Here is a 25,259-nt window from a genome sequence, read left to right as displayed (position 1 = left end):
GGTGCCCCCCCGCCCACCTCATCTCCGCCCCCGAGGCGGTCTCCCCGCGGGGGGGGGGGGGCGCGGGCGCGGCGCCGGGGGGGGGGCGCCCCCCCTCCGCGGTGCTGGCGCCCCCCCCGCGGCCGTGACGCCGTCGTCACCGGCCGCGACTCCCGCGCCGGGATGCCGGCGAGGTGATCGCCCCGCTACGGGCCCGCGTCCTCCGCGCGGGCGGCGGGCTCGCCCAGGGTCGCCTCCGCGGCGCGCTGGGCGATCTCGTCAGGTCTGGCGCGGATCAGGGCGTTGATGGAGCGGAGGTTGATGGGCCGGCCGGCGTCGCTCTCCGAGCCCATGATGCGTGCGACCGACGGGGCGTGGCCGACGAAGGTGATCTCCAGCCGCCAGGTACGGCGGAGCAGGACGACTCCGGGGTCGGCGCTGCACTGTACGGTCCAGCCGTACCGGCGCGCGCGGCGGGCGATGGCGTCAGGGTCCATCAGGGGTTCTTCCTCCTGTCAGTAGAGGATCGTGGTGGCACTGACGGATGCGGTGGACGGAACCGGGGCAGCTGCTCTCTCCAATGGGACGTGCCGAGGTCCGGCCCGGGATCCATCTCGTGCGCCGCGCGGAACATGACGCCGGCTCGGCGATCGGTTCCCGACCCCGTACCAGGTGGCCGGTTCAGTCGTCGACCTTGAGGTTTTCTCCGGTGTTGGAGATGTAGACGACCAGCAGTTTCGCCGGCTCCGACTGGCTGGTGTTCTCCGTGAGCACGTGGTGCGCGCCCGGCGCCTCGACCCAGAACTCCCCTTGGCGGTACGTGCGCACGGGCTCGCCGCCGAGCTGGCTGCGCATCGTGCCTTCGAGGACGTAGGCGTAGACGAAGGCGTTGCCGTGGCGGTGCGGGACCGAGCGCCCGCCGGGCGGGAAGGCCACGGTCTTCGACGTGAACGTCTTGCCCTTGACGCCCGGAAGCGGCTGTTCCAGCAGCGTTTTGACCGTTTCCTCAGGCGGCCGCGTGCCCGTGGGCGTCCCCGTGGTGACGGGCGTCTCCGTGGCTTCGGGCGTCTCCGTCACCGGCGCGCGGAGGGCGACGGCGTGCTCCCCGGCCGCCCGTTCGGCGGTCGCGCGTTCCCCCGCGGGGCCGCAGGCGGCCGTGGCAGCCACCACGCCGGCGGCCAGCAAGGCACAAACTGGCCGTACTCGAATCATCACGGCTCCTCCCGTTCTGCTTCACCCTCGTGACCGGCGGGCAGGGCCGCGGCCACGGGCGCCTGTCCGCCGTCCGCGAGGACGCGGGCGGAGGCGAGGCGCCTGGTTCAGCTGTCCGGGCGGTCAGGAGGTTAACCAGGAGCCGGTTCAACTTTTGGCGATGAGCCGCCGTAGTCTCGCTATGCCTCTTCCCTGACCTGGATGATCGTCTTGCCCCGGCCCGATCGGGTGAACGCGGCGGGCGCCTCGGCCAGCGGCACCACGTCGCCGACGAGCAGGCGCAGCCGTCCGTCGCGGACCCGCGTGGCCAGGTCGGCGAGCCGGACGCGGTCGTGCTCGACGACGAAGAAGATCGCCCGCCCGTCGCCGGGCCTGACCGTGGGCGGCGCGGCGATGGTGACCAGCGTGCCACCGGGGCGCACCAGCGCGGCCGAGCGGTCCATGATGTCGCCGCCGATCACGTCGAACACCAGGTCGACCTGGCCGACGTCCTCCAGGGAGTCGGCCTGCAGATCCAGGAAGGCGTCCGCGCCGAGCCCCAGCACCGTGTCCTTGACGGTGGCCCGCCCGGTGCCGATGACCCGCGCTCCCGCCTCCCGGGCGAGCTGCACGGCGACCGAGCCGACAGCGCCGGCCGCGCCGTGGATGAGCACGGTCTGGCCGCTCACCAGGCGCCCGTGGTCGAACAGCCCCTCCCACGCGGTCAGTCCCGAGATCGGCAGCGCGGCGGCCACCGTGTGGTCGACCCCGGACGGCAGCGGCGCGAGGTCGCGCGCCTCCGCGGCCACGTACTCGGCCAGGGTGCCGTTGCGGGCCGGGTCGGTGTAGCCGAACACCCGCTGGCCGACGGTCAGCAGCGTGGTCCCGTAGCCGACCTCGGCGACCACGCCCGACACCTCGTGCCCGATCACGCTGGGCGTGCGGTCCCGGCCGGCGCGGTCGAGCCACGTCCCCGGCCAGTCGAGCTCCCCGGGGGTGAACGAGGCGGCGTGCACCCGTACGATCACGTCGTTCTCGGCGGCGTGCGGGTAGGGCTCCTCCGTCAGAGAGAGCCCGGCCGCGCCCGCGGCGCGGTCTCGGATGGTGACGGCTCGCATGACAGGTCCTCGCCGGTGCTGGAGATCTCGGACAGCACGAACGTACCCGCGCGGGCGCTCGTTCGGCTCGATCACCCACGACGCGGCGCGTCGCCCACACCTGCGGTTGAGTACCGGCTACTCGGGCGGGCAGGGCCCGCGCGACAACACGCTGTGTCCATGAAGTCACCTACTCTGCACGCGACCGCCCGCAGGGCGGCAGCCGTCATCGCACCCCTGCTCGCAGCGGGCACAGTCTCCGGCGCTGTCGCCGGCACCGCCACCGTCGCCTCGGCGTCGGCCCCCCTATCGGCCACCGCATCGTCCGATCGGTCGTACGGGACCGCCGCCGTCTGGGTCGCGTCGAACGTCCAGCTGGTGAACCGTCAGACCGGCAAGTGCCTGACCATCGCCGGCGTCGGCGGTCAGCCGTTCTGAGGTGCCGGGCGGCGCAGGACGCAGACCTGGCGTGGTCCCAGGGTGAGGTCCTTGGCCAGCGAGGGCGCCTGGATCGGCTCCCCCGCCACCCCGTCCACGGTGACGTCGTCGTCCGTCCGGTTGATCAGGAACCAGTAGTCGGCGTCGGGGCCGGTGCGGACGGCCAGTTCCACCGAGCCCGCCAGGTCGGCCGGGAGTTCGCTGGTCACGCCGGCGGACTCCAGGAGGCGGCCGAGCACGGGGGCGAGGCCGTCGGGGCCGAGGCGGGTGGAGACGTAGGCGGCCGAGCCGGCGCCGGTGCGGCGTCTGGTGACGGCGACGCGGCCCGTCTGGAGGCCGGTCGTGTACCGGGCGACGATCTCCACGTCCTCGTCGGTGACGTCGACGCGGTCGGTCCACAGCGTGCCGGTCACCCCGAGGTCCAGCTCCACCCGCTCGCCGTCCAGGAGGGGCGCGAACTCCTCGATGCGGATGCCGAGCAGGTCGCGCAGGGCGCCGGGGTAGCCGCCGAGCCAGACCTGGTCGTGCTCGTTCACGATGCCGGAGAAGTACGTGGTGACCAGGTGACCGCCGGCGGTGGCGTATCGGGTCAGGCGGTCGGCGAGATCCTGCGGCACCACGTGCAGGATCGGGGCCACGAGCAGCGCGTACGGCTCGAACGAGGCGCCGGCCGGGATGACGTCCACCCGGATGCCGGCCGCGGTGAGCGCCGAGTACCAGTCGAGCGCCTCCTGGCGGTAGCGCAGCAGCGAGGTGGGGTGGGAGTCGAGCTCGGCGGCCCACCAGGAGTCCCAGTCGAAGACGATGGCCGCCTGGGCGGTGCGGCGGCGGGTGCCGGCGACGGGGGCGAGCGCGCGGAGGGTCGTCCCGAGGTCGGTGACGTCCCTGAAGACCTCGCTGTCGGTGCCGGCGTGCGGGAGCATCGCCGAGTGGTACTTCTCGGCGCCGCCGGCCGACTGCCGCCACTGGAAGAAGCAGACGGCGTCGGCGCCATGGGCGACGTGCGTGAGCGAGTCGCGGGCCAGTCCGCCGGGCGGTTTGGCCAGGTTGACCGGCTGCCAGTTGACGGCGCTGGTGGAGTGCTCCATGAGGAACCAGGGCCGGCCGCCCGCCAGGTTGCCGGTGAGGTTCGCCGAGAACGACAGCTCGTCGCGGGCCTGCGCGCCGGTCAGCAGGTAGTGGTCGTTGGAGACGAAGTCGATCTCGCCGGCCCAGTCGGCGTAGTTCATGTTCCTGGTCTCGCCCATGACCATGAAGTTGGAGGTCACCGGGATGCCGGGGGTCAGCTCGGCCAGCAGGTCGCGTTCGGCGCGCAGGTGGTCCTTGAGCGCGTCGGAGGAGAAGCGCCGGAAGTCGAGCTGCTGGGCAGGGTTGGGGAAGGAGGCGGCCAGGCGGGGTGGCAGGATCTCATTCCAGTCGCCGTACTGCTGCGACCAGAACGAGGTCGCCCAGGCCCGGTTCAGCTCGTCGACGGTGCCGTAACGGGCGCGCAGCCAGGTGCGGAAGGCCGCGGCGGCGTCGTCGGAGTAGTCGTGGGCGTTGTGGCAGCCCAGCTCGTTGGAGATGTGCCAGGCGGCCAGGGCCGGGTGGTCGCCGTACCGTTCCGCCATGGCCCGGACCAGGCGTAGCGCGTGCTCGCGGAAGATCGGCGAGGTGGGGCGCCAGTGCTGGCGCCCGCCCGGCCACAGGGTGCGGCCCTCGTGGTCGACGGGCAGGATCTCCGGGTACGCGGCCGTCAGCCATGGGGGCGGCGACGCGGTGGCGGTGGCCAGATCGACCGCGATACCGCCCTCGTGCAGCAGGTCCATGACCTCGTCCAGCCACTCGAACGTCCACCGGTCTGCGGCCGGCTGCAGCCGCGCCCAGGAGAAGATCGCCAGCGACACGATGGTCACCCCCGCCCTGCGCATCGCCTCGACGTCCTGGCGCCAGATGTGCGGTGGCCATTGCTCGGGGTTGTAGTCCGCGCCGTAGCTCAGTCCGTGGGGGGAGGCGGCGGGCCGGCGGAGCCAGCGGAACGGGCGATCTGCCATGAGTGTCGATCTCCAGGGGCAAGTTTAACGATGTTTACGTAAACATAGTGACGCACCCCACCCCATGACCGCCCGCCGGGGCTCCCCCGCCGCTTCCCGGCCACGTGCGCCGGCGCCGACCCAGCGGAGACGATCGACGCGGCGAGCGCCATCCAGCGCCAACTGGTGCCCCGTCGCGGCGTGAAGATCGCTGAACGGTCCATCTGCGTCGGCAGCCAGGGCTACGCGCGGAAACCCACGGACCTCCTGCCGGCGGGCAAGCGCTGAATGCCCATCGAGAGCGCCCGCAGCAGCTCGGGCTGAGGTCCCGCCATGTCGGCCTCGTCGATGCGGTGGTGCCCTCTCGCGGAAAACTTCATCACTCCGATCCGCGAGACTACTCAGCGTCAACCCGGGAACGCTCTAACACATCTCCGACCTACGGGAACTGCGTGCGACTGCCGAGACCGTCGACCCGGTCGACAGCGACATGAGGTGATCCGATGGCAGGTGGATTACGGGATCAGCGGCGAGGGCGCCTCATCATCGTGGCTTTGGGCCCGATGGCCGGCGTAGTGGCGGGAGGGCTCACCAATCTGCTCACCATGACATGGAACTGGTGGTTGTTCGGGGGGCTGGTCCTGATGACCAGCATGGTGAGCGCCAGCACGCTGATCGCCCTGCCGAACGGTGATCCAGGGTACCCGGCGGCGCTCGGGACGGAAGAGCCGCAGGCCGGTTCGGCACTGCAGGTCCCGTCCGGCACCCGGGTCTTCGTCGGCCGCAGCAAGGAGTTGCGCCGTTTGACGTCCCCCGCGCCTGGACCTCTTGTGATGATCATCACCGGTATGCCCGGGACCGGAAAAACCGAACTGGCCATCCGTGCCGCTCGCGCACTGGCCGCACGCTACCCCGACGGAGTGTTCTGGCTGGGGTTGCGCACCTACGCCGCGACCGAATCCCGGGTGACCACCGCCTCGGCGCTACGCACCCTGCTCAACGCCCTCAATGTACCGCCCGATCCGCACACCACCACCGTGACCGCGCTCAGCCGCACCTGGCGGGCCGCCACCACAGGCAGGAAGATGCTGATCGTCCTGGACGACGCCGACACCGCCGAACAGATCCGTCCGCTCTTACCCGCAGCTGAGGAATCGGCGATATTGATCACCACCCGCCATGTGTTGATCGGTCTCGACCCCGATCGCGGCGTCACCTTGCCACCTTTCACTCGAAGCCAGGCCGCCCAACTGGCCGGTGCCGTCTTGCGACGGGCCGGTCTGCACGACCCCGAAGCCGTCGCCGCGATCGCCGCGACGTTCCGGCTTCCGCTCGCCATCCGTCAGATGAGCGACTTGAAGGCGGCCAACCCGGCTCTCAGCATCCCCGCTGCCCCGGGCGAGACGATCAGTGACGAGACCGCCGCCGCATTCGCCCGTTCCCTTGCCGCCCTGACCAAACCCGCGCGACTGGTGCTTCGTCGCGTCGCCCGCTACCCCGGCTCGCTGATCAGCTCCCCCATCGCCGCCGTCCTCGCCGATCAGCCACTCGACCAGGCCACCGAACAGCTCGCTACCCTCTACCAGCGCGGTCTGCTCATCGCGGACAACCGCAGCGGCGTCGGCTATCGCATGCACGACGCCGTACGTGCCGCTGCTCTGATCGAATCCGGCAAGCACGACAGCACCCGACAACTGGCCGGCGCCTTTCAACGGCTTTTCCGATACGTGAACGGCATCGTCGACGGCTCGGTTCTCTTGCTCGACTCGAGCGAGAGCGTCACCTATCTGGATTCGGACAAAGAGGATCCCCACCTGCCTCCTCCCCAGCACGAATCAGATGTGGCCGTGCTGCGATGGCTCGACCAACAGCACGCGGACCTCCTCGCCGTCGCTCGCCACAGCCTGTCCGAACGCTCGCCCTATGCGTGGCGGCTGGCTTACAACCTGGAGTCCTATCAGCGGATGCGCGGCTTCTACTCTGAGATCGTCGAACTGAACAGTCAGGCGCTGAAGCTGGCCGAACAGACCGATGACGCGCTTGGTCAGGCTGCAATGCACCAAGGCCTTGGTCTGGTCGACATGCGCACCGGCCGCTACCTCACCGCGCTCGTGCACTTTCAGACCTCTCTGAAGCTGTACACCCAGCTGGGCAACCGAGTCGGCCAAGCGACCATCCGCCACGAGCTCTGCAACGTCCACAAGTGGCTGGGCAACCTGGCCGAAGCCCGGGTGCACGCCACTTTCTGCCTTACTCTCGCCCTCTCGGGCGACAACCTCGTGGAGCAGGCATTCGCCTTTTCCAATCTCGGCATTCTCGACCGGCTGGAAGGCACCTTCACCACGACCCGCGAACACCTGTCCCGGTCAAAGAGCCTGTTCGAGCAGGTCGGCCAACGTCGCGGCATCGGCATCTGCCACCGGCAACTCGGGATGCTGGACGAGCACCTGGGCCATCACCACGACGCGCAAACCCATTTAGACCAAGCCCTTGCTCTGTTCGAGGACCTGGGAGATCTCATGAACCAGGCCGACAGCCACTACAACCTGGCCGTCACCCATCGCGGACTCGGAAACATGGCCGCCGCCCTTCATCACGCCACCACCGCGCTCTCCCTCGCCGGCCAGATCAGTCATGTGCAAGGACAAGCCGACGCCCACAGCGAACTCGCCCGCCTAGCCCGGATCGCCGGCGACCACACGACGGCACGAGTCCACCTTCGCCACGCTCACGACCTCCACCAGCGTCTCCGTCTTGCCCACGCGACCGAACAGCCCGATTCCCCACCACCCGCATAACCGAGGTGTGCCGGTGTCCCACTCGCGCAGTCGCGCCAGGGGACGCCCTCCTGGTTAGTCATCTTCTGAGGGTCGCCTCCGGACCGTGTTCCTGGCGTGATCACCTCGCGGCAGGATCACCATCATGAGGAGGACGATCACGGCCCTGGTGGTCTGCGGCGCTCTGCTGGCGTGCACCGCTCTCGCGCAGGCCGCGGCCAAGGATTCCGTCCAGGCGCTGAAGGCCGTGCCGGCGGCCGGGCGCGGCGTGCACTTCGCCGAGACGGCCACCCTGCTGGAGGGCTCCACGGAACGGGGTGAGCGCCGGCGTGAAGGGGTGTTCGAGCTCGACGCCAAGGGTGGCGTCCTGGCCCTGGACGTCACCACCGCAGGGGGTGAGCACGGGCGCGAACGGGTGATCGGCTTCAATCACGACATCGGCGGCACCGGGTATCGGTCCGGCGGTCTCATCGGGAAGCAGCTGAAGAAGGGCAAGACCTGGTGGAAGGATGCACACCAGTTGTACCTCTGGCACACCGAGTTGCTCGGCTACGACGAGCAGCTGATCAATCCCGCCGAGCCCGCCACCCTGGCCGTCCTGCTGAAGAACGGGCGGCGGAGCGGTGACACCGTCACCGGCGCGATCACGTTCAAGAAGCTTGAGCAGGTCTCCCGCTGGGCGGAGCACTCGACCCACGCCGGCTGGGACCCGGGCACCGAGCTCTCCTACACCCTCACGCTGACCCGGGCGGGCCTGGTCAGCAGGGTGCGGAGCACGTTCACGTTCGCCGGCGGCATGGACGAGCTGGCGGGCAGGACCGTTCACGTCGACACCCGCTACAGCCGGTGGGGCGGCAAGGTGACGATCAAGGCGCCGGACCCTCGTACGACGACCATCGAGCTGTGTGTCGAAGGCAGCTGCAAGCTGCGGCTTCCGGGCTGACACGACTCGCCGAAAGGCGCGTGGCGTCTCAGGCGGCTCTGACTGCCAGGCCGGGATAGTCGAGGACGAGGCCGGACTCGTCGTACGTCAGGCGGCAGGCGACGTCGAAGACCGGCGCGGCGTAGTCGTACCGCTGCCGCCCGCCGTCGTCGGGCAGGCGGGCATAGTGCTGCTCCAGCCGTTCGACGGCCAGGTCGGCGGCCCGGACGAAGGCCGCGGGAGCCGGCGCGGCGGCGCCCACGCCGAGGTGCAGCCGGTGCACGGGGAACGCGTTGGTGAGGGCCGAGGACTCCAGGTCGACGTCGAGGCACCCGTCCAGCCAGGGCGCCGGCGCCCCGTCCAGCCGCCAGTGGCCTGCGCCGTCGCCCTCCAGGACGATGTGGCGCTCGCCCCGGGCGGAACGGCTCGTCAGCCGGGCCGAGCGCGTGGCCCAGCCCGGGTCGAGGTCGATCACGTAGTCGACGATCCAGGCCTCGCCCTCCTCGACCGCGGTCGTACAGCCCTCGACGCGATGTCCGCCGGGCGTGGCGCGGAAGCGGACGACCTCGAAGCCGGTGCGTACGCCGAGGTGCCGCCAGGCGGCGATGCCCGGCGGTGGGGCGAAGGATGTCATGGCCGGATCATGTCACCCGCCACCGACAGAAGCGGGCCCCGTCCTTCCAGCGGGACCACCCGGCAGCCCACCCTTCTGACCTGCGGTGAAATCGCACAGAAGCCCGAATGAAGACGTCGTCGTGTTCGATCGGAGACTTCAGCGAACGGCAGAAGGGAAACCGGCATGCGCACCTGGCGGAAACTCTCGCGACTCGCGGCCGTGGGCACGGCGGCGGCGTGGCGGACCGCCACCGGGACCTCGGCGGCCCTCGCCGCCAGGACCGCCTCCGCGATGACCTGTGGCGGGAACGTGTTCCTCGACGGGCTGCGGGCCCTGGAGATCACCGAGAACGGGCACGACGAGGTGTACATCAACACCAGCACCGGCGTGCGGGTCTGGCCGGTGACCGCGGACTACGTGTCGATCGCCGTGAACGAGCGGGCCGAGGTCGACAAGTGCGTCGCCCCGAACGCCGTCCTCTACCTCTGGGAGGAGGACACCCTCGACGTGGACGACTACCTGGGCGCCGTCGCCATCGACGGCGACAGGACCAAGGACTACTTCTTCGCCGGCGGGCCCGGGTTGTACCGGATCGGCGCCGTCGCCTGATCCGGCCCCGTCACGCCGCGGCCCGCGATGGAGGGCGTCTCCGTGTGCAGGCCGGGCCCGAAGAACAGGAACATCATGAGGTCCGCGCCGCCGGTGTTGACGACCTCGTGCTCCCGGGTCGCCGCGTCGAAGGTCACCACCAGCTCGTCCAGCCCCGGCTCGCCGCCGCGCACCTCGTGCCCCGCGTACGTACCCGTCCCCGTCCAGGCGAACACGCTGTAGACGCCGGGTTCGCGCAGCCGGTGGACCCCGCCGGGCGGGACGACGAGGCGTTTGCCCGCGTACTTGCCGGTGTTGTAGAAGACCCAGGTCTCCTCGCCGTCGCCGTCCGCGCCCGCCACCGGCAGCGGGCGCAGGTGGCGGTTCTCGTAGAACCAGGGGTCACCGTTGACCTCCCAGTCCACGAAGCCGAGCGGGAACCGCTCGCCGTGCTCGGCGCGGTCGCGCGGGCGGACGTCCTTGAACAGCAGGTCCTTGGAGATGATCCGGCCGGCGTTCAGCGCCTGGAACATCGCCGAGACGTCGGAGTCCTCCTGCAGTTCGAGAGTGAGGGCCGTGCCGGGGGCGTGCAGCACGCCGGACGGCACGTGGAAGCCCTCCTCGGGGACCTGGAGCTCCGCGCGGGCGTGCCGGAGGATCAGGTCGCTGTCCCAGTCGACGAGGTAGGGCAGCAGCACGTCGTACGCGGCCCGCTCCGTGATCCACGGGTGCACGCCGAAGAACGTCTCCGGATGCGCGCCCAGGTCGGCGCCCGGCAGGAAGTGGTACGACTCGTCCTTGGCGTTCCGGCCTACCAGGGACGCGAACTCCTGGGGCGGATGGATGTGGTACGGCAGCCGGTAGGCGTAGTCGAAGATCTTCGCCAGCCGGCCAAGCCCGGCGGGGTGCGTGGCGGCGTACGCCGCGCCGAGGATCGCGGCGGGATCGGCGGCCACGGCGTCGCGCAGCAGGAGCCGTTCGCCGTGCTCCCCCACGACGTGGCTGAGCCCCTCGTCCGGGGGGCCGACGCGGTTGTCGGCCTTCGTCGTCGAGGCGAGCCACCGCTCGCAGATCCCGCCGCGCTCCCCCACGTCGTAGGCGTGCTCGGGCAGGCCGAGCCGCCGGCCCGGCGGCAGGAAGTCACGGGCGACCCAGGCGGGCTCACACCTCAGCACGCCGTTCCCGGCTTCGAGCAGCCGGGCGAGCACGCGCCTGGCTCCGCTGTGATGCTCCGCCGTCATGATCACCCCTTCGCACGAGCCTGCCCTGGAAGACGATCATAGGCAGGCCGATCGGAGGGCCTCCGTCAGATGGCCGCTCATGACGGGCTACCCCCCTTCGGCGCCACATGACGCCGAGGCGAGGCCGATGTACAACGGGTGCGGGGGCCCAGCCGTGCGCCGGCCGATGAGATGGCGCCGCTCCCCCTCGATCACCGACCGGCGGCGGGCACGGGCGGCGGTGGCGGTCCGGTTCATCGACAGGTCAGCGGGTGCGGCCGGTGGCCATCACCCGCGCTCTCGCGGAGGTTGGTGGGCAAGATGGCTTTCGAGCTGGAACGCGACGTAGAGGTGGAACTCGACGAGCTCGGGATCGTGCGCGGGCTGGAGCACCTGGAGCGGCCCTACCTGGACTCCGACGGGCCGGACCCGGTTCGGGTCGCGGCCAGGTACGCGGATGACGTGGCGCCCGTCTACGGCATTCCCGGCTCGATGCTCACCGACCTCTGGACGCGCGTAGGAGACAGGCCCGTCCCGGAACCGGCCCTGCTCCGCTTCGCCGAAGAGAAATCGATCACCCAGGTGACGATCGTCTCGTTCGTGCAGACGGTCCTGTCGCTGCCGATCTGGGAGGCCGGCCTGAGCGTGTCGCTCCTTCCTGATCCGTTACGGGTGGTCGCCTCGCAGAGCAGCGTCCACCTGGATGCGGACGCCAGGATCCCGGACGACCACGCGCCCTATCTGCCGCCCTTCGGGGCCAAGGAGCTCGCCCGGCTGCTCGGCCTGCCGGCGGACCCGAAGTCGTCGGACCGCCTGCCGGAGATCGGCGGAAGCCGGCTGCTCGTATACCGGTACGACCCGGCCGCCCGCTTCGATCCCGAAGCCGGACCGGCCCAAGACGGCGCCGGAGAAGGGGGCGGGCCGCCGGTTCTCCCGTTGCCCGAGGTTTCCGGCGACGTCGTGGCGGGCCGGCACTACGTCGTCCGCGAGGTGCTGTTCACCTGGCCTGTACCGGGTGTCGGGCCCGTGCACTGGCGGGCGTTCGTCGAGGTGGAGACCGGAGGGGTGCTGTACCTGCGGGCCGCGATCGCCGCGGTGGAGGGGTATGTCTACCCTCGGGACCCCGTGACCACCGGCGGAGAGCTGAAGGGGGTGGCCGGCGAGCTCGACGCCCGCTGCGCGTTCGAGGAGCTCCAAGGTCTCGTGCCCGCCGATCCGCAGCCACTCCGCGGCGACTTCGTGCAGATCGTCGACAGCGAGCCACCGCACGGCCCGCCGCCTTCCACGTCCGGCGGCACTTTCCGGTATCCCGTCGACAGCCAGGAATTCGCCGCCGTCAACGCCTATTACCATGCCGACCGGCTGTTCCGCCTGGTCCAGGAGCTGGGTTTCGTCCTCGGCAGGCTGTTCGACGAGACGATCGGGAAAGAGCCGATCCCGGTCGACCATCTCGCCCTCCACGACGAGGACAACGCGTACGCGCTGGGCAAGCTGGGCGACGTCGGGCTGGAGAGGTTCGTCTTCGGCCGGTCGGCCACGACGGGGGTCAGTCTGGCCAACGACCCCCGCATCGTCGCGCACGAGTTCTGCCACGCGCTGCTGTGGGACGCCGTGCATGCGGCGAACCTGACTTTCGCGCACAGTCCTGGCGACGCGCTCGCGGCGGTGCTGTACGACCCGGGATCGAGGGCGCCGATCCGTCACCAGACGTTCCCGTGGACGAAGACGGCGCGCCACCACGGCGGGCCCCTCAGAAAGATGGAGGACGGCTGGGCCTGGGACGGCGACCGTGACGTCGTCTCCGACTACAGCAGCGAGCAGATCCTCTCGGCGACCCTCTTCTCCCTCTACTGCTCGATCGGCGGCGCGTCCCCTGATGTGAGCGTCCAGACGTGGGCGTCCCGGTACGCCGCCTATCTGATCATCGGCGGCATCGCCTCGCTGCCGACCGCGCAGTACACGACCGTTTCCCGGGCCGACGCCTACGCCAAGGCCATAATGGTGGCCGACGCCGCTCCGGCCGCTTACGAGGGCCTGCCCGGCGCGCTCCGCAAGGTCATCCGCTGGAGCTTCGAGCAGCGGGGGCTCTATAAGGCGCCCGGCACGATCCTGCCGGACAACGGTCCCGGCGTCCCCCGCGAGGTCGATGTCTACATCGACGACGGCAGGAAGGGCGGGTACGCGTACCAGGGAGACTTCTGGGAGAGCACCGACGTCTGGAACCGGCTGGCCGCGGACGGAGGCGGCGCCCATCAGACACCCGGCGCCGGCACCGTGAACCACGCCTACGTACGGGTCGGGAACCGCGGCACCGGCGACGCGCGGAACGTCACGGTCCGCGGGTTCTGCTGCGGGCCCTCGGCCGGGCTCGTCTGGCCCGGCGACTGGAAGCCGATGGACACGCCGTCGATCACCGTGCCGGGCCCGATAGTCCCGGGTGGCAGCGTGATCGTCGGCCCGTTCGCCTGGACCCCGTCAGCCGGGCACGACTGCCTGCTGATGTGTGTGAGCGCCAAGGGGGACCGCGCCAACAACGACCCGAGCACCTCGCTCACGTCGGCGAAGGGGCCGATCCCGCTCCACCGGCTCGTGCCGTTCGACAACAACATCGCCCAGCGGGGCATGTCGCCCGTCGCCGGCGGAGGCGGAGCGGGCGGGCTCACGCGGAGCCTGCAGGGCCGCCGCCTGCGGGTGCACAACCCCTGGCCGCGCGGTGCGGACATCACCGTCCAGGCGGACTTACCCGCTTTCCTGCGCCGGCGCGGCTGGAACGTCACCCTGGCAGGCGGCGCGACCGGCCGCCTGGAGCCCCGTGCCGGCCGGGAGGTCACCCTCGTCGTGCATCCTGGAGGGGACTTCACGGCCGGCGAGGTGACAGCTGCCGGACCGGACGTGGTCATCCGCCTGCGGACCCTGATCGACGGGGTGGTGGTCGGCGGGATGAGCTTCACGATCGATCCGGCACTGCACGGCCCGTGACCCGGGCGTCAGGTGGGGTCCTTCATCCAGCCGCTCGCGTTGCGCTGGCGGTTGCCCGGGTCGTAGTAGACGATCCGCCAATAATAGCCGCGTCCCGGACGGCGGGTCTGCACGCTGTAGCGGCCTCCGCCGATGTCTCCGCCCCTCCCGTCCGAGCTGTTGCGGATCGGCGCGTACACGCCAGGATCGCCCGACCTCGGCCTGGTCTTGCCTTGCGAGTGGAATATGGCGATCCGCCCGGTGGCCTTGCGCCGGGCCGGGCTGCCGTCCGCGCCGAGTTCGATCTCCACGGTGTGCCGCAGCCAGCCGTCCCCCGGCCACCGGAACGTGCGTTTCTTGTAGTAGGCCCTGTCACCGCCGGCGCCCGGGTCGTTGACGGTGATGTGCGCGGCGACACTCCGGGTGCCGGGGCCGGGCTGGGCGGTCAGTTCCAGTTCGGCCCAGAGCAGGCCGCCGGCGATCGGCTCGGCCAGTGCCGAGAAACTCCCGTCCGCGCCGGCGTCGACCTGGGCGAGCGTGTAGGACTCGCCCCGTGCGTCCGTCAGGTAGGGCAGAGAGACGATCTGATGGCCGAACGGCTCCCAGACGTGCTTCACCTCGCGCTCGACCGTCCCGGTCACCTCGATCGCTTCGCCCAGGTCGATGCCGCCGCTGGACAGGTTCGTGGTGATCCGGACCGGCATCCGCAGCCAGTCCCAGCGGACCTGGAACTCCTGCTCGACCTGGTTGCCGCCCAGCTCGATCACCAGCCGCCACCGCCCGGTGAGGGCGTCGGGCCGGAACATCCGGACCGCGGACCACGCCGAGTCGGCCGCGGCGCCGTCGGAGTCGTCGCTCGGCTTCAGTTCCAGGTCCGTCGCCTGGCCGTCGGGGCTCAGCAGTCTGCCCTGGAGGACGGCGGGCTCGGTCAAGTACACCTGGAACTCGACCTTGACGTTCTGGCCGCCGAGTACGACGACCGGAGGCACGACCTCGATCTCCTGGACGATCGGACCAATCGGTTCGGTCGGCTCGGTCTCGTCGGTCGGCTCAATCTCGTCGGTCGGTTCGGTCTCGTTGGTCTCGTCGGTCGGCGGGGATGCCGGGGGTAACGGGTCATTCGGCGTCTGGGACATGGTGATTCGCCCTTCGGTGTTCAGCAGATCTCTCGGTGGTCCACTTCAGGGAGGATTCGCGTCCATTCCTCCCGGCTGAGTTTCGCCGCGCCGATACGGCGGCAGATGTCGGCCGCGGCCAGCGCCGGATGCACGGGCAGGCTGTTCAGCACGCCGTCGGCGCCCAGGCTGTGCAGCGTACGGCCGTCGGCGGTGAAGGCGAGGGCCAGCACCGGGCCGGCGTGCAGCGGAACGGGCACTCCCAGCGGGCGCTCCGCGGCCGGGCGCCACAGCCAGACCCGGCCACTGGTCCCGGCAGCGGCCAGGATCCCGCCGTCGAGGGTGAAGGCGGCCAGGGAGAGCTGCTCCTGCTCGTCGTCCGCCCGCAGGGTGCGCAGGCGGGTGAACCCGGCGGTGTCCCACAGGTCGACGCCCGCGCCAGGACCGCCGGCGGCGATGATCCGGCCGGTGGGGTCGATGGCCAGGGGCCGGCCGCCGTCGCCTCCGGTGCCGAACAGCTGATGCCGGTATCGGCGCGGGCTGGTCAGCTCCGCGACGCCGTTGTGTCCGGTGCCGTTGACCGCCAGGAAACGGCCGTCCCGGCTGAACTCCATGCGCGGACCGCCCCGCAGACCGAGCGTCTCCACCGGGGCCCCGCCGCGGCGCAGGTCCCACAGCCGCACCCGCTCGGCCTGGCCGCCGCTGTGCGGGGAGACGGCCAGCGTCTCGCCGTCCGGGCTGAAGGCCAGGCCGATGGCCTCCAGGGGCCGGCGCAGGGTGAACGTCCGCTTCTGGGTGCCGGTGGCCACGTCCCAGACGGTCACCCGGGCCGGGTCCGCTCCGGTCGTCGCCAGCAGGGTGCCGTCCGGGCTGAAGGCCGCCACCCGCCCGCCGCCCCGGACGTCCAGCCGACGCGGCGGCGCGCGCGGCCCGGCGAGCGTGACGGTGCGATCCCCCAAGAAGGCGACGCGCGCCCGCACGTCGATCGCGCCGCCCTCGGCGCGCCGCACGACCGGCCGGGCGGAGGTGAGCGCGGCGACGTCGAGCCTGGTCACCGTTCCGTCACTGTGGCGGTAGCTCAGGGTACGCGCGGACGCGTCGATGCGGGGTTCGCCGACGGCTCCGCGGGCGGCGCGGGTCAGCAGCCGGGTGCCGTCGCGCCGCCACAACGTGACGCCCGCGTCGTCGAGCGTGGCCACGTGGTCGCCGCTCGGGCTGAGCGTGACGGCGTGCGCCGTGGCGCCCTCGAAGGCCGGTCCTGCCCAGGTGGTGGTGGTGAGGTCCCACAGCCGGATGGTGTCGCGCGTGCCCACGGCGAGTGTCCTGCCGTCGGGTGAGTAGGCGGCGACGTCGCCCGCGACCGGGCGCGCTCCTCCGGGCGGCGGGAGCGGCGCGCCGCCGCGATCCACCATCTCGTACGGCCGGTCGTCGTACACCATGGTCGCCGCGGAGCCGTCGGGCGAGACGGCGATGGACCGCAGGCCGGGGTCCGTGCTCGTCCACACCGGCCGAGGCGCCGCGCCGGGCAGGCCGGCCAGGTCCCAGGCCTGGCCGCCGTCCGGGGCGTCCATGACGACCAGCACGTTGCCGCCGGTGTTGAAGGACAGGTGCCCGGCGCCGCCGGAGCCGAACCCCGCGCCGATCGCTCTGCCGGTCCGCAGGTCCCACAGCCGGACCGACCGCCTTCCCGCGACGGCCAGCGTCGTCGTGTCCGGGCTGAGCGCGATCGCCGTGATCCCCTCGCCCACTTCGGCCGCCGGGCCGGGCAGCGTGTGCCCGCTCTGCACGTCCCAGCGTGACACCGCCCCACCGCGTACCAGCGCCAGGGTCGTTCCGTCCGCGCTGAGGTCGAAGCGCGCCTCGCCGGGGCCGGCGGGCGGGACCAGCACGCGCGACTCCCGCTGCGCCAGCGAACTGTAGAGCGCGCCGGCCGCGGCGGGCTCCGCGGGGGCCAGCCGCCAGGCGGCCACGCTCAGCAGCAGCGCCTTGACCGGATCCCGCGCGCGCAGCAGATCGGCCGTCTCGGCCGCCTTCCTGGCGGCGGCCAGCTCACGCTGCCCTCTCTCGCCCACGCCCTGCTGGATCAGGATCAATGTCGTGGCGACGCTCAGCGCCGCCAGGGCGGCCAGCGCCACCTTGACCCGCCGGCGACGCCGCTCCGCGCGGCGCTCATGGACGGCCGACTCGGTCAGAAAACGCCGTTCGAGCTGGTTCACCCGCACCCGGGGCCCGCTCTCGACCCAGTCCTGCGCGGCGCGCAGCGCGGTGCCCCGGTACAGGTCGGCCGGATCGCGTCCTGACGCCTCCCACCTCCGGGCCGCCTCGCTCAGCATGCTGTGCAGGCGCAGGCCCGGCCGGTCGGCGTCGATCCACTCCCGCAGCCGCGGCCAGGCACGGAGCAACGCCGCGCTGGCCAGCGTCACCATCTCCCCGTCGCCGGACAGCAGGTCCTCGCCGGCGAAACCGTCGATCACCCGCCGCACCCGCGCGGAGTCCAGGGTGCCGTCCAGCAGTTCGACGGTGTACGCCCGGCGCAGCGTGCCGTCGGCGCCGTCGCCGGGCAGCACCATGCGCAGCACGACGGCGGGAACGACCTCCCTGTCGGCGGGGTCCAGCCGGGTGTAGACGTCCTCGGCGACCTCCCCCAGCGGCCGGTCGGCCGGGGTTCCGGTCACCTGCGGCCGAGGCAGCCGCCCGGCCGCGCGGCTGCCCTGACTGAGCAGCAGACGGGTCTCACCCTTGCCGCCGACCAGGCTCAGCAGCAGCGACCTGGCCGTCGGCCGCTCGGCCGGGTCGGGCCGCATCGCCGCCTCGGCCAGGTGCCGGATCGTCCCGTCCAGTGCGGAGAAGTCCGGCGGGCGGGTCAGCACGAGGTGATACACCGCCTGCGCCGTCTCCGCCACGAACGGCGGCCGGCCGGTCGCCGCGAACAGCAGCACCGCGCCCCAGGCCCAGATGTCGGCCGCGTACCCGGCCGGTTCGCCGCGCAGCCGCTCGGGGGACATGTAGGCCGGGGTGCCCGCCGGCCCCAGCCCCTCGTCGGTGAGCGTGGCCCCGTCGAACCGGGCTATGCCGAAGTCGATCACTCGAGGGCCGTCGGAGCCCAGGACGACGTTCTCCGGCTTCAGATCGCGGTGCACGACCTCGGCCATGTGGATGGCGGTGAGCGCGGTCGCGATCCCGGTGGCGAGCCGATGCAGTTGCGCCTGGTCGTAGGGACCGCGCTCGGCGATCGCCCGGCGCAGGCTGGGGCCGTCGACGTACTCGCTGACGATGTACGGCTCGGCGGCGGCGACGTCGGCCGCGATCACCCGGGCGGTGCAGAAACCCGCCACCCGCTCGGCAGCGGCGACCTCCTTGGCGAACCGGGCCCGCGCGCCGGCGCTGTGCGCGCGATCCAGCCGGAGCAGTTTGACCGCCACTCGTTTCCCCGCGGCGTCGTACGCCTCGTAGACGACACCCTGCCCACCCGCACCGAGCCGCCGGCCCAGCCAATAGCCACCGAAGTGCCGGATTTCCCCCGCCGGCGATGCCGAGTACCCCATCGAGACCTCCCTCGCCTCGACACCCGCCATCGATAGTGAGGCCGCCACCATGCTTTGCCAAGAACCCGGCGAGCCACCTCATCGGCCGGAAGGCTCGCCACCGGGACCGGGCGGAAAACGAGCGGCCCCCGGCCGCCTGTCGGCGCTTCACTGTGTGCTGTCTTCAGAGGAGTTCCATGGTCGTTACCTGGAACAGGTGCTCGGCCGGCCCGCCGAGACCATGCTCTCCCGCCTGCGGCGTCAGCCGTTCTCCAGCGGGGCCAGCCACCGATAGCGGTGCCGGGTCTCCTGGCCCAGCCAGCCGTTCACACTGGCCAGGCCGCGTTCGTTGATCTGCCCGTCGTGGATGCCGAAGGCTCGCTCGGGGGCGACCGCGCGAACGAAGTCGATCACCTCGGCGGTCTTCAGCCATGAGGCCTGCAAGGGGACCAGCAGCGTCTCCACGGGCTCGGCGGGGACGTGCAGGGAGTCCCCGGGGTGGTAGAGGGTGCCGTCCACGAGATAGCCGAGGTTCGCGCAGTCCGGCCGGCCGCCGTAGATCGGCGCATGCCGGCCGCCGGCCGCCCGCACCCGGAAACCGGCAGCCGTGAACGTTTCACCGACCCGCACGGCGTCCGCACCGGTCAGCGCGCTCGGCTCACTCCAGGTCCCGGGGTCGATGACCAGGACCCGGCCCTCGTGCTCCAGCCGTACGCAGGCATGGGTGTATTTCGTGATTTTCATGATGATGATCGTCGTCCAGCGACGGACGCGGTGTGAGCTGACTGGCTGGGTAGACCCGGAGTGAAAGAAGTTTGCAATCGTTTCTTCACCGTGAAGATCGCCCAAACAGACCGCCCGCGTCTTACAGTGCCTCCAGCCGAGGGAGCGCGATGGAATTCGGAATACTGGGTCCCCTGACCGTGTGGCGCGAGAACAAGCAGCTCGATCTCGGCACGCCCAAGGCGCGGGTGCTGCTGGCGGTGCTGCTGTGCCGGGCCGGCACGATCGTGTCCGAGGATCAGCTCGCCGGGGCGCTGTGGGGGGACGACCCGCCGCGCAGCGCCACCAAGAACGTGCAGACGTACGTGCATCGGCTGCGGCGGCGGCTGGGTGATCCGGCGCGCATCGTGCGGCAGGGCTCCGGCTATCTGGTGCCGCCGGTCCGGGACGAGCTGGACGCGGCGCGGTTCGAGGCGCTGGCCGGTTCCGGGCGGGCGGCGGAGGACGCCGGTGAGCCGGAGCAGGCGACCCACCGCCTGCGCGAGGCGCTGGATCTGTGGCGCGGGCCCGCGTTCGCCGGTCTGACCGACGTCCCGATGCTGGCCGCGGAGGCGGCACGGCTGGACGAGGTCCGCCTGTCGGCGCTGCAGTCGCGGATCGCCGTGGACCTGCGGCTGGGACGCCACGCCGAGCTGCTGGGCGAGCTGACCGCGCTCATCGACGCGTACCCGCTGCGGGAGCGGCTGCGCGCGCAGCTGATGCTGGCGCTGTACCGGTGCGGCCGGCGGGCGGACGCGCTCGCCGAGTACGCGCGCGCCCGCAGGACGCTGATCGCGGAGACCGGGCTGGACCCCGTCGAGGAGCTGCACGACCTGCACCAGCGGATCCTCACCCAGGACCCCTCGCTCGACCTCGTCCCCCGCGCCGCCGTGACGGTCACGGGCTCCCCCGCCGGGCGCCGGACGGCGAAGCCGGATCACCGCTACCTCGCCGCGAGCCCGGCGGACGACCTGCCTGCGGTGCCGGTCCCCGCCGAGCTACCCCCGGACATCGCGGACTTCACAGGCAGGGACCGCGAGGTGGCCGAGCTCACCGCGGCCCTCACCAGGCCACGGCCGGGCACCGTCGCGATGGCCAGCATCGCGGGGCTGGGAGGTCTGGGCAAGACCACGCTGGCCGTGCACGTCGCGCACCGGATCATGGGCCGGTTCCCGCACGGCCAGCTCTACGCCGACCTGCGCGGCGCCTCCGCCGATCCCGCCCGTCCCGAGGACGTGCTCAGCCGGTTCCTGTTCGCCCTGGGCGTCAGCACCACCTCCATCCCCGACTCCCTGGACGAGCGCGTGGCGCTCTACCGGAGCAGCCTGGCCGGGCGCAGGATCCTCGTCCTGCTCGACAACGTCGCCGGTGAGGAGCAGGTGCGGCCGCTCCTGCCCGGAGCCCCCGGCACGGCCGTGCTGCTCACCGGGCGGGTCAGGCTGGTCGGTCTCGAAGGGGCGAACCTGCTGGAGCTCGACGTCCTGCCGTCGGCGCAGGCCATGGCCCTGCTGGGCCGGATCGTCGGCGACGAACGCGTCCAGGACGACCCGGACGCGGCCCTGGAGATCACCCGGCTGTGCGGCCGGGTCCCGCTGGCGGTGCGCATCTCGGCGGCCAGGCTGCTCGGCAGGAGGCAGTGGAGCCTGGCCCGGCTGGCCGGCGTCCTGGGCGAGGAACGGCACCGGCTGGACGAGCTCGTCGCGGGCGATCTCGACATCCGGGCGGGTTTCGAGATGAGCTACCAGACGCTTCCGCCGGGCGCGCAGCGCGCCTTCCGGCTGGCGGGCCTGCTCGACGCGCCCGACTTCGCCTCCTGGACGGTGGCGGCCCTCCTCGACGTGCCGGTACGGCAGGCGGAACGCGAGATCGAGGCCCTGGTCGACGCCCACCTGCTCACCCTCACCGGCCCGGACGAGACCGGCGGGCTCCGCTACCGCTTCCACGACCTGATCCGGTTGTACGCGCGCGAGCGGGCACAGCGCGAGGACAGCGAAGCCGAGCGCCTGGCCGCGCTCCGGCGGGCCCTGGGCGCGTGGCTGGCGCTGGCTGAGGCCGCCGCGGAGCACGTTCCCGGCCCTTGTTACGCGCTCATGCACGGCCCCGCGCCGCGCTGGCGGCTGCCCGCCGAGGTCGCCGGGCCGCTGCTGGCCGATCCGATGGCCTGGTTCGGCGCCGAGCACGCCGCGCTGATGACGGCGGTCGCGCAGGCGTGCGAGGCGGGCCTGACCGACTTCGCCTGGGACCTCGCGGGCTCCACCGAGACGTACCTGAACGTACGCGGCCTGTACGACGGCTGGCAGCGCATGCACGAGCAGGCGCTCGCCCTCTGCCGGCGCACCGGCGACCAGCGCGGCGAGGCCGTGCTGAGACGCGGCCTGCTGGAGGTCACCACCTGGAGCTCGCCGGCGGGCCCCGGTCCGGCGATGCGGCGGATGCGGGCCGGCGCCACGCTGCTGCTCGACCTGTTCACCCAGCTGAACGACCCGGTCGGCATGGCCGACGCCCTGGCGACCCTGGCGTGGAGCATGACGGCCGACGGGAACGGCGGCGCGGAGGCGCTCGCGCTGGCCGGGCGCGCCCTGCGGATGGCCGCCGACGCCGGCTATCTGGGCGGCCAGGCGCGGGCGTACCACGTGATGGCGATCATCCACGGCGAGGACGACCCGCAGGCCGCGCACGAGGTCATGGAGCAGGCGGCGAGGGTCGCCGAGGCGCTGGGCAACCCGCACTACGCCACGACGGTCACGCAGTTCCTGGGCGCGGCGAAGGCGTTCTGCGGCGACGTCGAGGGCGGCAGGGAGCTGCTGGAGCGCTCCCTGGCCATGGCGCGCCGGCTGAACTACCGCTATCTGGAGACGTTCTCGCTGCTCTACCTCGCCAAGCTGCTCGCCGCGGTCGGAGACCCGCAGGCCAGGGCGACCGCGGAACTCACGCTGGCCAACAGCGAGACCGGCAACTTCGGCCACTACCTCGCCGACTCGCTCAGCGTGCTCGGGCAGCTCGACCTGGCCGAGGGGAACGTGCGCTCCGCCATCGCCACCCTCGAACGCTCGGTCCAGGTGTGGCGGACCCGCGGCTCCATCCCGTACCTGGCGCGCACGCTGCGCTCCCTCGGCGACGCCCACGCCGCCGCCGGCGACTGCCGCAGGGCCGGGGCCGTCTGGGAGGAGGCGCGCGAGCTGTTCCGCTCGATCGCGCACGACGACGGCGTGCGGACGCTGGACGACCGGCTCAGGGCGGTGAACCGGCGGTGACGTCCAGGACCAGCTCGGCGACGTGGTGATCGGCGCTCTGCGCGGCGAACGGGTCGGGCAACGCCTCCTCGAAGGTCACCAGCGCGGTGCCGGGCCGCCGCAGGGCCGCGGCGAACCCGCGCACCAGCAGCCAGCTGCCGAAGTCGAGATACATGGGTTTGTGCCACTTCTCCTGCGTCTGAGTCCACGACGCCGGGGACGTGGCCGCCCGCTCGTCCGCGCGTTCCTGATCGGGACGGGTACGGAAGAAGCACCGGCGCGGGATCCCCTCGGCGCGCCGCCATTCCGCGAGCCGCAGCAGGAACCGGCTCTCCTCCTCACCCGCCCTGGGCAGGGGGACGCCGCCGGCGGGGAACCTGGTCTGCGCTCGTGCGGCCACGAGTGAGCCGATGACCAGGCGGGGCCAGTCGCGGCGCCGATCGCGCGGCGCGGTGCGGGAGGGGTGCGGCGGCGGCAGGATCGTGAGGGGCGGCACCTCGCCTGACAGCACGGTCAGCAGGAGCGAGAACGGCGGCAGGAACTCCCGCGCGGCGGCGCCGGTGTGCACGACGCGCACCTCGCGCCCGCCGGCCGTCGCCAGCCCGAGCAGGCCGCTCCCCTCGTCGAGGCGGACGACGAGGTCCTCGATCCGCAGCCGGGCGGCGCCACTGTCGCGGCCGATCAGGGCGGGGGTGCCGCCGAGCTGGAAGGGCAGGCATCGGCGGTGGTCGTTGAGCGAGATGCCGAACCGGCTGCCGAAGGCCGCGTAGATCGGCCCGGTGCCCCGGTCCGCGGCGCTTCTCGCTCGGCGGCCGGTCAGGTGGTCGAGGCGGGCGCGTACGGAACCGAAGCCGGTGCCCAGCGCGTTGACCACGCCCAAGCCGTTGGCGGGCTGGACGTAGGCGCTGATGGATCGCACTTCGGGTACCCAGGGTGGGTATGTGGCGATGGCCGCTTTCAGGGCCTCGGCGGGCACGGTGACGGGATCGTTCGTGCCGGGTGCGTCGGCGTCGAGGGGGTAGGGAGACAGGGCCGCGAGTGCGCTCGCCATCACGGCGCTCAGCCGGCGCACCCCGTCCAGCACGCTGTCCTCGGGACGCCGCGACGACGGGGCGACGACGCTGCCGCGCAACTCGGCGCCGATCTCGTCCTCCGCCGTCACGGCCCGCTGGTACTCGCGGAAGAACGCGATCACGGGCAGGGGGCCGCGTTCGCGCAGCCGCGCGCCGAAGAGCTCCGTCAGGGCCAGCCTGGCCGGCAGGTGCGGCGCGAAGGGCGCGATCCACCGGCGGACCAGGTCAAGGTCATCGGCCACCGGCCGCCAGGCGCGTACCGAGCAGGCGGCCGGCGGCTCCGCGGCGACCGCCGTGTCGCGGACGTTCACGGTCGTCAGCGAGGTGAACATGGCGTGGTGGGGGCCGCCGGGCGCGGCGAACCCGGCCAGCTCGCGCAGCCCGCTCACCACCGTCTCACGGCGGGCCCGGTAGGAGACGGCGTCACCGGCCGCCGGCCGCGCCGCCAGCGCGCCAGCCGCCCGCTCCAGAGCGGCTGACAGCGCGCGGGTCTTGCTTTCCGCCTGTTCCGGGGCGTCCGGCCGGCCGACGGCCTGCTCTGCCGGCCGTTCCCGTGCCCATGCGGCGGCTCCGGGGAGCACCTCGTGCGGGTACGTGACCGGCAGCCCTGGCACGAGGAGGCCGGCGTCGAGCAGGTGGTCGAGGAAGGCGTCCACCTCGGCGTCCAGGGACGTGTCCCCCGCCGTGAGGCGTTCCCTGAGCACGTGGCGGAGCAGGCCCTCCGGCTCCGTACCCAGCAGGTCGACCAGCGCGAGAACGGAGGGCCGTGCGGGAACGGCACAGTAACTCTCGCCCCCGAGCAGCCCGAGCATCCCGAACCCGCGCAGGAAGACGACCTGCTCCCCCAGGCGCTGGGCGGAGGCGTTGAGCGCGATCGGTGTGCGGCCGGACAGAGCCGGGTGGCCGAGGACGAAAGCGGCGATGTTCTCGCGGATGTGGTAGTAGGACAGCTCGAAGGCGCCGTGCCGATCCACCGGGCGCGTCTCGACGGCGGGCCCGGCGGCTCGCCACCGTACGGGGCCGCTGGTGGTGAACGTGCTGAGCGGGCTGGTCTTCGTCACGGCGCGGGCCAGGTAGCGCGCGAGCGTGGTGGTGGTCCCTGCCCTGGGGGTCCGGCCCGGGTCGGCGATCCACTTCTCCAGCTCGGCCGCGAGTACGGGGCTCGTGCCGCCGAGCGCGATCCGGAACCCCGGGTCCGTGGCGGCCTTCAGCAGCGCGTTCAGGCCGGACTCCCGCTCGGCGGCGAGCACCTGGGGCAGGCGGTCCTCGGCGGCGGCGAGCGTGGCGGCCCCGGCCAGCCAGCCCTCGATCCCGCGCGACACCTCCGGCGGCAGCAGCCCGGCGACCTCCGGCGTCCATTCCCCCGCGCCCGGTCGCCGCCCGGTGTGCAGGGCCCGGCGCAGGCCGATGACGCGCGGGCGTACGCCGTCGCGGGGCAGGCCGCCGATCACGGTGTGCAGCGCGCCGGCGAGCGCGCGTCCCTCCGCGCGGTGCGCGTCACGGCGGGCCGGCACGTCGTCGAGCGCCGCGGCCAGGCGCGGCGAACGGAGCCCGTCGAGTGCCGCCACGGCCAGTCCCGCGACGCGAACCACCGCGTCTCCCGTCACGCCCGCGATCCGGGCGGGCGACTGCGCTGAGCTCATCGATCTCCTTCGCGATCCGGGATGCGGTCCGGACGGGTGAGCCCAGCCCTGAGCCCAGCCCGGCGCACGTACGTGCCGGGCCGGGCCCGCATCGGGTCCCGCGGCGTCAGC

At 72.4% G+C, this 25,259-nt stretch carries 17 protein-coding genes; 6 read left to right on the top strand and 11 right to left on the bottom strand.

From position 1 onward, the window contains the following. Window positions 1–185: 185 nt before the first annotated feature. The 3 genes from AB0C28_RS50540 to AB0C28_RS50530 form a co-directional block, all read right to left on the bottom strand. On the bottom strand, window positions 186–476 hold the full coding sequence (locus tag AB0C28_RS50540) for a hypothetical protein (protein WP_357857334.1): 291 nt from the start codon (window positions 474–476) through the stop codon (window positions 186–188). 184 nt (window positions 477–660) lie between these two features. Beyond that, window positions 661–1,191 carry a cupin domain-containing protein gene (locus AB0C28_RS50535; RefSeq protein WP_358083812.1) on the bottom strand — a complete coding sequence of 177 codons (531 nt, stop codon included), beginning with the start codon at window positions 1,189–1,191 and terminating at the stop codon, window positions 661–663. Window positions 1,192–1,370: 179 nt separating this feature from the next. Beyond that, window positions 1,371–2,288 carry an NADP-dependent oxidoreductase gene (locus AB0C28_RS50530; RefSeq protein ID WP_358083810.1) on the bottom strand — a complete coding sequence of 306 codons (918 nt, stop codon included), beginning with the start codon at window positions 2,286–2,288 and terminating at the stop codon, window positions 1,371–1,373. 159 nt (window positions 2,289–2,447) lie between these two features. Here AB0C28_RS50530 and AB0C28_RS50525 point away from each other — a divergent pair, with 159 nt between their 5' ends. Continuing rightward, entirely contained in the window at window positions 2,448–2,705 is a 258-nt protein-coding gene (locus AB0C28_RS50525) for a hypothetical protein (RefSeq protein ID WP_358083807.1), read from the top strand. On the opposite strand, the gene AB0C28_RS50520 is transcribed toward AB0C28_RS50525, so the two are convergent. Then, window positions 2,693–4,738 carry a beta-galactosidase gene (locus AB0C28_RS50520; RefSeq protein ID WP_358083804.1) on the bottom strand — a complete coding sequence of 682 codons (2,046 nt, stop codon included), beginning with the start codon at window positions 4,736–4,738 and terminating at the stop codon, window positions 2,693–2,695. The two genes, AB0C28_RS50525 and AB0C28_RS50520, sit on opposite strands and share 13 nt — an antisense overlap. A gap of 221 nt (window positions 4,739–4,959) precedes the next feature. Beyond that, complete coding sequence (locus AB0C28_RS50515) at window positions 4,960–5,097, bottom strand: hypothetical protein (protein WP_357857319.1); 138 nt, start codon at window positions 5,095–5,097, stop codon at window positions 4,960–4,962. Window positions 5,098–5,220: 123 nt separating this feature from the next. On the opposite strand from AB0C28_RS50515, the gene AB0C28_RS50510 reads away from it, so the two are divergent. Both AB0C28_RS50510 and AB0C28_RS50505 read left to right on the top strand, forming a co-directional pair. Continuing rightward, entirely contained in the window at window positions 5,221–7,515 is a 2,295-nt protein-coding gene (locus tag AB0C28_RS50510; protein ID WP_358083801.1) for a tetratricopeptide repeat protein, read from the top strand. A 124-nt stretch (window positions 7,516–7,639) separates the two neighbouring features. Further along, window positions 7,640–8,437, top strand: coding sequence for a hypothetical protein (locus AB0C28_RS50505; protein ID WP_357857313.1), 798 nt, complete (start codon window positions 7,640–7,642; stop codon window positions 8,435–8,437). Window positions 8,438–8,465: 28 nt separating this feature from the next. Here AB0C28_RS50505 and AB0C28_RS50500 read toward each other — a convergent pair whose 3' ends face one another. After that, window positions 8,466–9,050: a putative glycolipid-binding domain-containing protein gene (locus AB0C28_RS50500; RefSeq protein WP_357857310.1), complete on the bottom strand. Its 585-nt coding sequence runs from the start codon at window positions 9,048–9,050 to the stop codon at window positions 8,466–8,468. Between the two features lie 165 nt (window positions 9,051–9,215). Between AB0C28_RS50500 and AB0C28_RS50495 the strand changes: the two genes are divergently transcribed. After that, the gene (locus AB0C28_RS50495) at window positions 9,216–9,641 is read left to right on the top strand and encodes a hypothetical protein (protein ID WP_358083798.1); all 426 of its coding nucleotides are present in this window, start codon (window positions 9,216–9,218) and stop codon (window positions 9,639–9,641) included. Here AB0C28_RS50495 and AB0C28_RS50490 read toward each other — a convergent pair. Continuing rightward, entirely contained in the window at window positions 9,590–10,861 is a 1,272-nt protein-coding gene (locus AB0C28_RS50490; protein WP_358083796.1) for a hypothetical protein, read from the bottom strand. The two genes, AB0C28_RS50495 and AB0C28_RS50490, sit on opposite strands and share 52 nt — an antisense overlap. 300 nt (window positions 10,862–11,161) lie before the next feature. Between AB0C28_RS50490 and AB0C28_RS50485 the strand changes: the two genes are divergently transcribed. Then, window positions 11,162–13,819 (top strand): hypothetical protein, encoded by a 2,658-nt coding sequence (locus AB0C28_RS50485; RefSeq protein WP_358083793.1) that lies wholly within the window; start codon window positions 11,162–11,164, stop codon window positions 13,817–13,819. An 8-nt stretch (window positions 13,820–13,827) separates the two neighbouring features. Here AB0C28_RS50485 and AB0C28_RS50480 read toward each other — a convergent pair whose 3' ends face one another. From AB0C28_RS50480 to AB0C28_RS50470, 3 genes are all read right to left on the bottom strand, one after another. After that, a complete protein-coding gene (locus AB0C28_RS50480; protein WP_358083790.1) occupies window positions 13,828–14,934 on the bottom strand; it encodes a hypothetical protein in 1,107 nt (368 codons plus the stop codon). Between the two features lie 20 nt (window positions 14,935–14,954). Beyond that, a complete protein-coding gene (locus AB0C28_RS50475) occupies window positions 14,955–18,458 on the bottom strand; it encodes a serine/threonine-protein kinase (RefSeq protein WP_358083787.1) in 3,504 nt (1,167 codons plus the stop codon). A 240-nt stretch (window positions 18,459–18,698) separates the two neighbouring features. Then, window positions 18,699–19,181 carry an MBL fold metallo-hydrolase gene (locus tag AB0C28_RS50470; RefSeq protein WP_358083784.1) on the bottom strand — a complete coding sequence of 161 codons (483 nt, stop codon included), beginning with the start codon at window positions 19,179–19,181 and terminating at the stop codon, window positions 18,699–18,701. Window positions 19,182–19,330: 149 nt separating this feature from the next. Between AB0C28_RS50470 and AB0C28_RS50465 the strand changes: the two genes are divergently transcribed. Continuing rightward, entirely contained in the window at window positions 19,331–22,453 is a 3,123-nt protein-coding gene (locus AB0C28_RS50465) for a BTAD domain-containing putative transcriptional regulator (protein WP_358083782.1), read from the top strand. On the opposite strand, the gene AB0C28_RS50460 is transcribed toward AB0C28_RS50465, so the two are convergent. Beyond that, window positions 22,431–25,148 carry a lantibiotic dehydratase gene (locus AB0C28_RS50460; protein WP_358083779.1) on the bottom strand — a complete coding sequence of 906 codons (2,718 nt, stop codon included), beginning with the start codon at window positions 25,146–25,148 and terminating at the stop codon, window positions 22,431–22,433. The two genes, AB0C28_RS50465 and AB0C28_RS50460, sit on opposite strands and share 23 nt — an antisense overlap. Window positions 25,149–25,259 lie beyond the last annotated feature (111 nt).

The sequence above is a fragment of the Nonomuraea sp. NPDC048892 genome (genome assembly GCF_040649735.1).
Lineage (GTDB): Bacteria > Actinomycetota > Actinomycetes > Streptosporangiales > Streptosporangiaceae > Nonomuraea > Nonomuraea maheshkhaliensis.
Note: the sequence above shows the minus strand (reverse complement) of the source record. Positions and strands in the feature narration are given on the sequence as shown.